General features: G+C 39.3%; 17 protein-coding genes. 3 read left to right on the top strand and 14 right to left on the bottom strand.

Annotated features, from left to right (window positions below):
* Nucleotides 1–6: 6 nt before the first annotated feature.
* The 6 genes from yqeK to MHH23_RS09225 are packed head-to-tail and all read right to left on the bottom strand — an operon-like array spanning nt 7 to nt 3915.
* Nucleotides 7–570, bottom strand: a complete 564-nt coding sequence (gene yqeK / locus MHH23_RS09250) for a bis(5'-nucleosyl)-tetraphosphatase (symmetrical) YqeK (protein WP_058336622.1) — start codon at nt 568–570, stop codon at nt 7–9.
* Nucleotides 560–1129: a nicotinate-nucleotide adenylyltransferase gene (locus MHH23_RS09245; RefSeq protein ID WP_327878409.1), complete on the bottom strand. Its 570-nt coding sequence runs from the start codon at nt 1127–1129 to the stop codon at nt 560–562. Before MHH23_RS09245 ends, yqeK begins: the two co-directional genes overlap by 11 nt.
* Nucleotides 1130–1142: 13 nt before the next feature.
* Nucleotides 1143–1433: a ribosome assembly RNA-binding protein YhbY gene (yhbY, locus tag MHH23_RS09240; protein ID WP_008342507.1), complete on the bottom strand. Its 291-nt coding sequence runs from the start codon at nt 1431–1433 to the stop codon at nt 1143–1145.
* Nucleotides 1427–2269 carry a shikimate dehydrogenase gene (gene aroE, locus MHH23_RS09235; RefSeq protein WP_047945491.1) on the bottom strand — a complete coding sequence of 281 codons (843 nt, stop codon included), beginning with the start codon at nt 2267–2269 and terminating at the stop codon, nt 1427–1429. Before aroE ends, yhbY begins: the two co-directional genes overlap by 7 nt.
* A 21-nt stretch (nt 2270–2290) precedes the next feature.
* The gene (gene yqeH / locus MHH23_RS09230) at nt 2291–3391 is read right to left on the bottom strand and encodes a ribosome biogenesis GTPase YqeH (RefSeq protein ID WP_007501357.1); all 1101 of its coding nucleotides are present in this window, start codon (nt 3389–3391) and stop codon (nt 2291–2293) included.
* Nucleotides 3392–3393: 2 nt separating this feature from the next.
* The gene (locus MHH23_RS09225; RefSeq protein ID WP_008356191.1) at nt 3394–3915 is read right to left on the bottom strand and encodes a YqeG family HAD IIIA-type phosphatase; all 522 of its coding nucleotides are present in this window, start codon (nt 3913–3915) and stop codon (nt 3394–3396) included.
* 362 nt (nt 3916–4277) lie between these two features.
* Here MHH23_RS09225 and MHH23_RS09220 point away from each other — a divergent pair, with 362 nt between their 5' ends.
* Nucleotides 4278–4418: a sporulation histidine kinase inhibitor Sda gene (locus tag MHH23_RS09220; protein ID WP_003217327.1), complete on the top strand. Its 141-nt coding sequence runs from the start codon at nt 4278–4280 to the stop codon at nt 4416–4418.
* A gap of 136 nt (nt 4419–4554) precedes the next feature.
* Here the strand turns inward: MHH23_RS09220 and MHH23_RS09215 are convergent, their stop codons facing one another.
* The 4 genes from MHH23_RS09215 to MHH23_RS09200 all read right to left on the bottom strand — a co-directional run bounded on the left by MHH23_RS09215 (nt 4555) and on the right by MHH23_RS09200 (nt 7611).
* On the bottom strand, nt 4555–4704 hold the full coding sequence (locus MHH23_RS09215) for a hypothetical protein (RefSeq protein ID WP_340959399.1): 150 nt from the start codon (nt 4702–4704) through the stop codon (nt 4555–4557).
* A gap of 78 nt (nt 4705–4782) precedes the next feature.
* Nucleotides 4783–5511, bottom strand: a complete 729-nt coding sequence (locus tag MHH23_RS09210) for an SGNH/GDSL hydrolase family protein (RefSeq protein WP_169476094.1) — start codon at nt 5509–5511, stop codon at nt 4783–4785.
* 71 nt (nt 5512–5582) lie between these two features.
* On the bottom strand, nt 5583–6323 hold the full coding sequence (locus MHH23_RS09205) for a polysaccharide deacetylase family protein (protein ID WP_024718802.1): 741 nt from the start codon (nt 6321–6323) through the stop codon (nt 5583–5585).
* Between the two features lie 166 nt (nt 6324–6489).
* A complete protein-coding gene (locus MHH23_RS09200; protein WP_007501361.1) occupies nt 6490–7611 on the bottom strand; it encodes a response regulator aspartate phosphatase in 1122 nt (373 codons plus the stop codon).
* A gap of 234 nt (nt 7612–7845) precedes the next feature.
* Between MHH23_RS09200 and MHH23_RS09195 the strand changes: the two genes are divergently transcribed.
* A complete protein-coding gene (locus MHH23_RS09195; RefSeq protein WP_082136008.1) occupies nt 7846–8214 on the top strand; it encodes a sigma-70 family RNA polymerase sigma factor in 369 nt (122 codons plus the stop codon).
* Nucleotides 8215–8228: 14 nt separating this feature from the next.
* Here MHH23_RS09195 and MHH23_RS09190 read toward each other — a convergent pair whose 3' ends face one another.
* Nucleotides 8229–9716 (bottom strand): recombinase family protein, encoded by a 1488-nt coding sequence (locus tag MHH23_RS09190; RefSeq protein WP_445285664.1) that lies wholly within the window; start codon nt 9714–9716, stop codon nt 8229–8231.
* A complete protein-coding gene (locus MHH23_RS09185) occupies nt 9658–9825 on the bottom strand; it encodes a hypothetical protein (protein ID WP_164999010.1) in 168 nt (55 codons plus the stop codon). Before MHH23_RS09185 ends, MHH23_RS09190 begins: the two co-directional genes overlap by 59 nt.
* A 252-nt stretch (nt 9826–10077) precedes the next feature.
* Here MHH23_RS09185 and MHH23_RS09180 point away from each other — a divergent pair, with 252 nt between their 5' ends.
* Complete coding sequence (locus MHH23_RS09180; protein WP_340959396.1) at nt 10078–10668, top strand: hypothetical protein; 591 nt, start codon at nt 10078–10080, stop codon at nt 10666–10668.
* Nucleotides 10669–11175: 507 nt separating this feature from the next.
* Here the strand turns inward: MHH23_RS09180 and MHH23_RS09175 are convergent.
* Nucleotides 11176–11862, bottom strand: coding sequence for a hypothetical protein (locus tag MHH23_RS09175; RefSeq protein ID WP_106071846.1), 687 nt, complete (start codon nt 11860–11862; stop codon nt 11176–11178).
* A gap of 187 nt (nt 11863–12049) precedes the next feature.
* Nucleotides 12050–12244, bottom strand: coding sequence for a hypothetical protein (locus MHH23_RS09170; RefSeq protein WP_135009268.1), 195 nt, complete (start codon nt 12242–12244; stop codon nt 12050–12052).
* Nucleotides 12245–12290: the final 46 nt, after the last annotated feature.

The raw sequence follows: 12290 nt of genomic DNA, 5'->3' as shown, positions 1-12290 counted from the left end.
TCCTCCTTAGTTGTTCTTTTGCACAAGTGAGTTATAAGTAGCAAGTGTATCTGGGAAAACTGGCTGATTCTTTTTCATTAAAAAGCTGACGGTGTTTTTTAAAGATTGAATCAAGGCAAGGTCCAAATCCTGCTCTGCTAACTCTCTTACTTCCTCCACACCAGGAAAATGGCGTCCTGGCTCTATATAGTCGGCGACATAAATAACTTTTTCAAGCAATGTCATGTTCGGTCTGCCGGATGTATGGAATTCAATGGCTGTTAAAATATCTTGGTCGTCAATTCCAACTTCTTTTTTGACCAAATAGGCACCAACTGGGGCATGCCAAAGCTCAGATGAATATTTAAGCAATAGAGGGTTCATCTGTTCTTGCTGGATGATGCCCTTCATTTCTTCTTTCGGTCTAAATTTAGCATAATCGTGGAAAATAGCCGCGACCTCTGCTTTTTTCACATCTGCACCAAAACGTTCAGCTAATGAAATGGCCGTCTCCATTACCCCAATTGTATGTGTATATCTATGCTCTGTTAACTGCTGTTTGACACAGTTTAAAGCTTCTTCACGATTCATATAAATGATGCTCCTTTATATAACACTCAACCGCTTTCGGAATCAAATAATCAACAGGTTTCCCCTGCTTCATTCGCTGCCTAATCAATGTCGATGATACATCAAAAGCCGGAACATCTGCAAACAAAAGAGGATACGCCGTATTTCCTTCATAACCTGGTCTTTTCATCCCAATAAAGGTGATCATCTGAAGCAAATCATCGATTCTATGCCATTTCGGCAAATACTCGACCATGTCCGCTCCAATCATAAAAAAGAATTCATCTTCAGGATGGCGCTTCTTTAACAGCTTAACCGTATCTACTGTATAAGATGGGCCCTCCCGCTCCATTTCAATAAGCTCAACTCGAAAATGAGGATTTGTCTGAATCGCTTTTTCCACCATTTTTACGCGGTGATGACTCTCTGCTCGTTTTCGGCCCGTTTTATGAGGGGGCTTGTGATTTGGGATAAACCAAATTTCATCAAGCCCTACTTGGAAACGCACCTCACTTGCCATCAGCAAATGCCCATTATGCGGGGGATCAAACGTACCACCGAACAATCCTATTTTTTTCATATCATATCCACCTTTACGGCAGCTTAATTTGTTTATTTTCCTTTGATTCCTTATAAAGGACAATCACATTTCCGATCGTTTGAACGAGTTCAGCTTTTGCACCTTTTACAAGTGCTTTTGCAACCTCTGTTTTGTCCTCGTCGCAGTTTTGCAATACGCTGACTTTCAAAAGTTCTCTTGCTTCAAGCGCCTCGGAAATTTGCTTGACCATATTGTCATTTACCCCGCCTTTTCCAACTTGAAAAATAGGTGATAAATGATGTGCTTGCGCACGTAAAAAACGTTTTTGCTTACCTTTTAACATGGTGTTCCTCCTAATTTCTCTATGACAATTGACTTCATTTTTCGGGCGTCAGGTGTAATGCCCGTCCATAGTTCAAAGGCTCTTACCGCCTGACCAACAAACATGCCGACGCCATCGACTGTTTTCAAACCTAACCCGGCTGCTTCGCTTAGCAGCTTTGTTTCTATTGGATTATACACAATATCACAAACGACCGCTGTTTTTTTTGCGTTCGCTAAAGAAATGGGGGTTTCTTCAACATTCGGATACATACCAATTGAGGTCGTATGGATGATGACATCATATTCCCCAAGCCGCTCTTCTGCTGTATTTAATGCTATCGCACGAGATGTAATTTTCCCATCGGCACTTTCAATTAAAGCCTCAGCTTTTTCAATGGTGCGGTTGGCGATATCAAATTGTTTCGGTGCATACTCAGCAATTGTCGTGTAAATCGCTCTTGCTGCTCCACCAGCACCAAGCAGGAGAAATGACAGCTCTGATAACGGCTGATCCAACGCTTCAAGCAATGAATGAAGAAAACCCTCTCCATCTGTATTGTACCCAACGAGTTGACCATTTTCGAGGCGAACTGTATTGACGGCACGCAGACGTTCAGCTGTCACATCAATTTTGTCAAGGTACTGCATGATGTCTACCTTGTGCGGAACAGTGACGTTAAAGCCGCTGATTCCTAAGGCTTTCATACCGTTAATGGCATCTTTCAGGTCGTTTTCTTCTACTTGAAAGCCATGATAATGTCCATCAATTCCAGCATCCTTTAATGCTGCATTATGAATATCTGGAGACATTGAATGGCCAACAGGGTTACCGATTACTCCGTATAAAGGTTTCAAGGTCTCTCCCCCTCTGAACATTTAAATTAACGAACGTCTCATAAACACGTGCACGCCTTTTGGCGCATACACTTTGATTTGTTTCCCAGCATCATTCGCAGTCACCCAGCCTAATCCTGAAAAGACAATGTCCATTTTTGGCTGATCGATGGTGAAAGTGTGCGGAACGAGCGGCGGGAAATCTTCCATTCCCTCTTTTGATGGCGGTGAAAGCAGCTCACCTGCATGCTTTTCATATAAGTCATCTGCATTCTCCATCTTCGTCCTATGAATGTTGAGTTCATTTGGCATGTAGCAGACAAAGGATGTTCTGCCGCCTTTTACATAATCAAATCGAGCCAGTCCGCCAAAGTAAAGCGTTTGAGCTTCATTTAACTGGAACGTTCTCGGTTTCAATTCTTTTTTCGGCGTTAAAATCTTTAAGTCATTTTTGCCGACATAGTGCGCCATTTGATGGCGGTTGATGATCCCCGGTGTATCGAATAAAGCAGACCCGTCATCAAGCGGGATTTCAATCGCATCAAGTGTTGTCCCTGGGTATTGGGATGTGGTGATCACATTCTCTTCTCCAGACACCTCTTTGATAATGCGGTTAATAAATGTTGATTTCCCAACATTTGTACAGCCGACAACATAGACATTTCTGCCCTCACGGTAATGATCAATGGCCTCCATGACCTCAGGCACACCTTGTCCTCTGCTCGCACTGATTAAAAACACATCAATCGGATTGAGCCCATTTTCTTTTGCTTCCCGCTTCATCCATTGAACAAGACGGTCTTTTTTCACGGATTTCGGTAAAATATCTACCTTGTTGCCGACAAGTAAAATGGGATTACCACCAACAATACGGCTCAGTCCATTAATCCAGCTTCCGTTAAAATCAAAAATATCAACGACCTTGACGATCAGAGAATCAGTCTCGCCAATGCTGTGTAAAATATTTAAAAAGTCGTCTTCTGTTAAAGATACATCCTGAATTTCATTGTAGTTCTTTAACCTAAAACAGCGCTGACAGATCACATCTTCTTTCAATAGAGATGCTGCCGGCGCATATCCTAATTGATCTTTATCTTCCGTCTGAATGGCTACACCGCAGCCAATACAAACAACCTTTTCCATTATTACTCTTCCTCCCACTGAATGTGGCCCTTACGCTTTAAGGCTCCTAAAATTCTGCGTTCAATCTGCCTGTTAAACTTCGTGAAAAATCCGTCCGATGCCGCAACAGGTACAACCAAAATGGTATGGAAGCCATGCCTGTTTCCGCCAAGCACATCTGTCATAAGCTGATCGCCAATGACAACCACATCTTCTTTCTTCAATTGCATATCAGCGACGGCCTTATTAAAGGCTCTTCCCATCGGTTTTCTCGCTTTATAAATAAACGGGATATGAACCGGCTCAGAAAAAAGCTTGACCCTTTTTTCATTATTGTTCGATACAATCGTCACCTGTATCCCGTGATCTTTCATCTCTTGAAACCATTCAATTAAACGCGGGGTCGCACTTGGACGATCCCATTCTACTAGTGTGTTATCTAAATCCGTAATAATTCCTTTTACATTTCGTTCTTTTAGTTTTTGCGGCGAAATGTGGAAAATACTTTTCACAAATTCATCCGGTAAGAAATACTTCTTTAGCACAATTTGCACCCTTTCTTCCATTGGTTTTTCAGCGATTGTGTCGAATCAAATCACAATTTGTCTGTCTATCGAATACAATGAAAAAGTTTTCGACATATGATGAGGACCTTCAACAGGTGTGGATAATTTTACACACATTATCCACCTATATTTCATCACGCTTTCATTCAATTATAAACACTCTACCCACAAGTTATCCACTTAACCATGTGGATAACAGAACGATTGTTCTTGTTTCCCATTCATGGTAGATTAAAGGTACTTCAAAGACATTCGATCAACCTATGATGATATGTCTTTTCCTCAAGTTTTATGCCAACTTTTTCAGGGGAGGTGTTTTTCCCATCATATGGGTTTCTAGTATGAAAAAGCTGTCAGATGATTTACTTATAGAATCGTATTATAAAGCAAATGAAATGAACTTAAATCGCGACTTCATTGAATTAATTGAGACAGAAATGAAAAGACGTTCGCTCGGGCATATGCTCTCTGTTTCCTCTTAATTCCATATATCCAGGAACCATGCCTCCCGAGCACTCTCCTTTTTTAAACTCAGGTGACTGATATTATATCACTTGCGCTATAGGCTTACTACTATTTTCCGTAAAAAACACCCCTTCTGATCAAAGAAGAGGTGTCTTATTTGCAAGGCTGTTCATTCCAAAACCATAACCCTCCACCTACGACCAAAATGACGACAAGGAACACAACAAGAAAAGCGTAACCGATTCCTGCTCCTTGAGCTGGATAAGATGAACACGCAGGGTAAGGATAAGGACATCCCCACATATCAGTTACCTCCTTCTAAGAAGATATACTGTTAGACTATGCTGGATGGATCGTCTTGTTTAGGCAGATGGCCTGCATTTAAAAATGTTTAATGACATCACGCTCTTTGATTTCGTTATAAATGATTCTTGCCCCTTTTGGTGTCATATGATTGCCAGAAGGGTCAATGAGGCCAGACTGAATCAAGGCGTTGTCACTATCTTCACCCGCTTCTCGGATGAACGCTTTCCAATTGTCGACAAGCGGCACTTGCTGTTTTTCAGCTACTTGTCTTGTGATGTCATTGTATGAGTTTTGCCAAGCTCTCGCCCCGCCTCTCTCAGCAAAATAAGATGACTTATATCTAGAATAATAATACAAGCCCTTTTTGCCTCCTTCCACCACAGGCACGCACGTCATGAGGATCGGGGTAATTCCCTCTTTCCTACTTTCAGAAATGAAGTAGGATAAGTTTTCTTTAAATCGTTTTTTGGTCACACGGGGATGTTTCCCGTCTAGAATCGCCGCATCATTTGTACCGAACATGATGAGGACGTAAGTTGGTTTTTGTTTTAAAATATCCTGCTCAAAGCGAAGCTTCGCATCTTCTGTTGTCTGCCCGCCAATCCCGGCATTCTGTACCTTGATTTGGCCGCGCTCGACGTTTTTCATGAGATTCACCCATTTTTCAGATGTGGGATAATCTCGAAAATCCCAGTTCGATCCTCTTGTGTTACTGTCACCAAATGCAATCACGCTTTCCTGCACTGGTTTTGAGCACCCAGCAGCAACACATAACAGGATGAAAAGGAAAACAAATTTCTTCACAACATTCACCTCCAAAAGCCCTCTTCATATAGTAAACGACAAGACTTTTGGTTTCAATGAATGACTGTTTCTTATTGTAATTGAACCGGCAGATAATCTCTGTTATGGTGCACCAGTTCGCTCACTTTCACAAACTCATAGCCCCTTTTCTTTAGTTCAGGTACGACTTGTTTCAGCGCTTCTACTGTCTGCTTACGATTTCCTCCGCCATCATGTAAAAGGATGATATCACCGCCCTGAATATTCTCAATAATACGGCTGGCAATTTTGTGTGCACCTGGCCTAGACCAGTCCTTCGGATCTTGCGTAAAGGACCACATCACGACATCGTATCCTTGCTTAGAAAGAATGCGGAATGACTTCATCGTCAAGCGCCCGCCCGGGGGACGAAATAATAAGGGTCCGCCAGGCTGGAGAGAAGCGATATGAGCCGCTGATTCTTTTAATTCTTGCTTGATTTCTTTCGATGACAAAAGGTCAAAATACGTATGGTTCATCGTGTGATTGCCAAGCTCATTTCCTTCGCTCACAATCCGCTCTGCGAGCAGGGGATATGCATGAATACGGCTTCCGATGACAAAAAAGCTGGCATTCACTTCATGCTCTCTCAGTACGTCTAGTATTTGATTTGTGTATACCGGATGAGGCCCATCATCAAAGGTTAACGCAATCTTTTTCCGTTCCTCTCTCATGTCCCAAAAGGCTCGTCCCGTTTTTTCTAGGTCGATTCTTTTTAATGTACGCGCCTCTATGTTACCAGGAACAAAAGCGCATATTACCAATATACATAACAAGATATGCAACCCTTTCATCAGACCGCCTCCACAGAACATCATTACACATTAAATTGCCCGCTTTCTGATGAATTCATTCAAGTTTCGTGATCGTCTACGCTTCTTTTTCACATAAAAAAAGCCGGCCCATCAGGCCCGCTTTTTGTCTCACGTTTGGTTTCTCTCTTCAACTGTCGAACGTTGCTTAGAATTCATACAGACACTCTCCTTCTTGGATTTGATTTTGAGCCCATAGCAATTTTTGATAATACTGGTTGGACTTCTGGTATTGTTGAGAGGTTTCTAAGGCTGTCGCAATTTCTAGTGAGATATCCTCTATATAAGAGTATAGGCTAAGTTTTTCCAAATAATCAATGGTTTTTTGCAGTTGTTCTTCATTGATTTCCTGAACATATAAAGCATCCAGATACTCAAACATATGACAGAACAGCTGGTCTTCATGCTTCTTTGCGGCCAATTTCCCATCCTCTAATATGCGCCTTGCTTCAGTCTGCTCATTTTGTCTAAAAAGCAGCTTGGCCAGTGTATAAAGTGTATGAGGCAGCGTGGGAAGCAGTTCTTTTTTGGCGAGGTCAGCCGATTCGGTTAAATATCGTTCTGCTTCTTCTCGATATCCTAACTCCCCGTAACATTTCCCTAAATTATAGAGTGCTGAGCTATAGATGCGCGGGTGGTCAATTTCGGATGCGAGTTGTTTCGCCTTTTTCAAGTGAGGCAGTGCTCGATCTTTACGTTTTAAATCTTGATAATTTCCCGAGATGACAAAGAGGCACTGAATAATGCGAATGGAATATGCATCATGCTGATCGTATATTTCAAGCGCTTTTAAAATATGGTGCATGGAGACATGCGTTTGTTTCATTATATAGTAGGCTTCTGCTACTTTAAAATGAAACTCGGCCTGCTCAATATCATCAAATACCATAGACAGCTGTTTTTCTGCCATGCGATAATATTTGACGGCCTCCAAATATTCTTTTTGACTAAACTCATGCATGCCACGAAAAAATGCATGGTAATAATGCAGCATATCAGATAACTCATGATTGGAATTTTCAATTTTATCGACAAGGTTAGATACTGAGAAAGGTTGATATTTTGAAGGGTGTATATAGTCGAGCATAATTTGGTGCCGAAAACACATGAGCTGATAATAAATCAGTAAATGCTGGTCCTCTTCCATACGTTCAATTTCCGCTTCTACTTCCGCTTTCAAGATTTCCGCATCTGGAACACTGAACTGCCGTATCATTCGATACCATTCATTAATTTTCATACCGACATGTGAAGAAAGAACCTTCCCCATGTTCCGAAAAAACCCCTTCCTTTTCGGTCTAATATTACATATTTTAGCACGCTTCTAGACCGCCAAGCACCGCAAAGAAACCGCAAACATATGAGAGGTGCAGCAAAAACATACGCACACAAGCACGTTTCTTTCAAATAAGATGATTTTTTCATCGTACAGACACAGACAATCCTTCCTTCACATACATTTGAGGATATAGGCAACGGCCTAAACATGGTGGAGGTGAAAATCGTGGCAGGAGTATTTACAGCGATGGGATTGATGGTCAAAGAATTGGTGTTTTTAGTGTCCTATGTCAAAAACAATGCCTTTCCACAACCCCTTTCGGGAGATGATGAAAAAAAATACTTAGCCCTTATGGCAGAGGGCGATGAACACGCAAGAAACATGCTGATTGAACATAACCTTCGGCTCGTCGCCCATATTGTCAAGAAATTTGAAAATACCGGGGAAGACGCTGAAGACCTCATCTCCATCGGGACGATCGGACTCATTAAAGCCATCGAAAGCTATTCCTCTGGAAAAGGAACAAAGCTGGCGACATATGCGGCGCGGTGTATTGAGAACGAGATATTAATGACAAAAGGGGGGTGCGTATAAACGCACCTCCCCTTTTAATGAGTTTTAATATGAATAGTCTCTGAATCAACAATCAATACTTCTTCAACAATAAAGTTAATAATGGCTTTTTTATCTTCCAGCTTCAAATTATCCGCATTGACTGAACTTAAATAATCAAGTGCCCTTTTCATAGCATTTTCTCCTGCTGCGGATCCTTCAGCTTCTTTAATCTCTTTTTCAATTGTATCATGTTGGATCATAAGGTGATTTTGTTTCTTCTGTAGCTCAACAATCTGCGTTTTCACTTCTTCAATATCCAAGTCGTCTTCTTCACTAAGACTAATTAAAGTGATTAAACGCTGACGGCCTTTTTTCGCCTTCTCAATTTCTTTTTGAATCAGCTCAAGTTCATCTGCTTTATGTGTGGCCTTTTCCTCTTCTTTATAGACTCTATACTTCTCTGGATGGGTGATGAATTTGTATATCTCATCCCATACGATTCTGTTCAGCTTATTTTCTGACATAGATTTACCGCAACCTCTATTTTTGGCTCCAGCATAATTCTTCCTACATTCATACACATAGAAATCTTCCCCATGTGATTTTCTCTTTTTTCCAGTCATCGTATTTCCACATTTTCCACAGCGCACTAGACCAGAAAGCAAATATGGATGAGTGCCATATTGCAATTGCTTCCTTCTGCTTTTACCAAGTAGCTCTTGAGCATATTCCCATTGTTCGTCAGAAACAACCGAAGGAATTTCAGTAACATAGCGTTCCTCTTCAGGCCTCAGTTTCATTATTGCGGGACCACCAGCCTGCTTTGATACATAACTGCCTTCTGTATCATACTTATATTGCTCATACTTCCCTTTATAAGATGGATTCATAAGGATCTGCCGCACTACTTGTCTATGCCAGACTTTTGCTCCTCTTTTCGTTGAGATGCCTAGCTTTGTTAAATGCAACGCAATTCCATTTACTCGGTTGAAGAAGTGACTTGAATGATCCGTAAACAAATCAAAAATCATTCTCACAACTTTTGCTTCTTCTTCTATTATCTCAAGCGTTCTTTTCTCTTTATTCATTCTGTATCCTAATAAACTAGGATCCTTAATTATTATCCCTTTTTTAATTTTTTGAAGTCTACCTGTAGAAGTTCTCTCTTTAATTTTGGCCTTTTCAAATTCAGAAATGGCTCCTCTCATTGAAAAGAACAGCTGCCCTTCAGGTGAATCTGCATAATCCCCATTTACGAAGGTTAAGACTATCCCTTTTTTCCGTAATTCATCATCTATAATTAATTGATTCATTAGCTTCCGCGACAAACGATCAGGATCATAACAAATCAATTCAGTAATTAATCCTTTGCGTGCATCCTCTCTCAGTCGGTTTAAAGCTGGCCTTTCTAATAATTCACCTGAGAAGCCTTCATCTGCATATTTCAGGACATTTGTGGCTCCTGCTTTCTTCACACATGCTTCAATCTGGCTGTCTATGCTCGACCCTTTGATCGCTTGTTCCTCGGTCGATACCCTCACGTAAATTGCTTTCACGATTAATCTCCTTCCTCCACCACTTAATCAAATAGTGATAACAATCATTAATACGTGCGTCAACATTCTGTCCTTCAATGATTTTGACCTTCATCTTAGATCACCTCATGACAGGTTATGCCGACATGGATTGTCCCTATTTCATAAAGAAAATGAGTTTACCAGTAGATATAAAAAAGACCTGACTGAATGTCAGCCAGGTTCATGAAGGGGTCAATCTTATTCTTATTATAATGAAATTGACACCGTTAATCAAACGTTTGTTCCCATTTTTTTAAAAATAAATGAAACCAACTAAAGTTTTAATCCGTATTTACACTACTAACAACTTAACGGGGGCTAGAGTATGAAAAACAATCCTTACAATGACATTTTAAAACCACATAGAAAATTTATAGAAAATACAAATAAAATAATGCAGCAGCAGCAAATGGTCCAATCTGCAATTGATGATTATAAAAGATATGAACACCAAATTAAAATAACCAAAAAATCAATGGAGGATTTCGCAAGATTGAAGCCTATAATTGATCAACACGAAAAGATAAAACAATCAATGCTGAATTGGACAAATTACATAACGATAAGAGATATAAATCTTGCAGAACTAAATGAAAAAATTCAATCTAACTTAAGAAACTTCAACTCAAACCCTATAATTTTAACAACTCAAGAGGAATCAGAAATAGATGGATTTTTAGAAGAATTACATTTTGAAAATGATGAAATTTCAACGGATGATCTAAACACAGTAATAGATGAAGCAGAAACTCTAAGTGAAAATGCTCAAAGCTATGTAAATGCATGGGTGAATTTTATAATTCTCATTTTTCTTTATTCTATGCCAGTAGTTAAGGATAACTTAAATATTAACTTTCAAGAATTTGTAACAGCTTTTGTAATGTTATTAGGAGAAAAAAAATCAGATAATGATTAAACACTGACGCTATTAACAAAAATAGAGTTCATGCTTTTTTAACTTATCTTCAAGTTTGCTCTAACTTCTCTTTCTTGACTATATCTTTAAATGCACCCTAAGGCTCCTTTAAATAACTGATTTTTGTACAAGGGGATATTCAAATTTTTTTCCAAAATTCTCCCTTTTTTGCATATTCAAGATCTCTAAGTTTTGATATAGTATTATCATACTTGGTTTAGAGGGTTATTCATTATTTTCATATATAGCACCTTTTGTTTTCTATAGTAAAGGCCAGTCTAAAATCAAGGGTACTTATAGAATATCTATTAATTAAATGAGGAGGAATTTTTATGGAGAAAAGACCAACTAACAGGCAAATGGAAATCCGACCAGATATGAGACCCGCTGAGAATGCAATGAACATACCAAGACACGAACAAAATTCAGCTGATAAACCGTCTCTAACAATGAAGCCACCGAAACCAAAGAAGAACTAATCTTCTTTGGTTTCACTTTTTTCAAGCATTAATGGTTTACAGCCTCCGCAACATCATCATTATTATATATAGTTACAACATAGCCTGTCTTAGTATCAACGAAAACATTTGATATTTTAACATCTTCGTTATCTTTTAAAAGTTTAGTATAATATTGTGTATTGCGAAGCAGCAGATTCCTCTCTAATTCAACAGGTCTGGAGACTTTTTCTATTTCCCCATATATTATTACTTCTGGATTATCAATTTTTCCAATTGATATAACTTGAGGATCATTGTTCAAAAAAGTCTCATTCCATACTGAACTGGTTCTAGAAAGCCCAGCTGTTCCACTTCTATTTCTAACCACGTTAACTAATTTAATCATCCACTTATAGACAAACTCCGAAACAGCCCAAGAGAATAGGAAACTGAAAATAACACTAAATGAAACAAAATAAACAAGAAACGCTAGATTATTTGATAATTCAAGAACATCACTTAAAGTACGAATAGATAGCCAAGAGTTATCTGCAATTTGGTGGTTTACAAATGTTGCTGTAAACTGATAAATCCCAAGAACGATCATACCGACAGGAAACCACAAAATAGCACTAATTGCTGCAATTTCAAAGTTTGAATGCTTACTTGTTGGATTTAGACCAAATAACTGTATCCAAAAATAACTTAACAAACCTGGTAAAGTGAAGATTAATACCGCTACAAAGTTCTCCATGTGTCCTCCTTATCCCTCAATCCCACTTCTGATTAAAACTTAGACACTACTTTTTTGTTGATCAATATACATTTTTACTTAGTAATCCTTCCTTTAACAATCCAAGCGACTTATTACAGAAGGTATATAATATTAAATGAGTTCATATAAAAAACCTCACACGAAGTGAGGTACACAACTAGAGAGATTAAACCATCGCTAAATCTGTTTTTCTTTCATCGAGTTCTTGTGTATCAAGAGCCCTCTGTTTTCCAACATTCAGCAAATGGTGGTATCTTATCCTTGCTACACGGCGTTGTGAAATAGTCAAATTTTCGTTGCACATTTCATTTAACCACGTTTCCAACAATCTCCGCTCTTCTTTCGTAACAAGAACCTTCATAAGTCTCCCCCTCCTTATCAATGCACATATCAATTTTACCAAATAT

This window comes from Bacillus sp. FSL K6-3458 (assembly GCF_038005045.1).
GTDB lineage: Bacteria > Bacillota > Bacilli > Bacillales > Bacillaceae > Bacillus > Bacillus altitudinis.
Note: the sequence above shows the minus strand (reverse complement) of the source record. Positions and strands in the feature narration are given on the sequence as shown.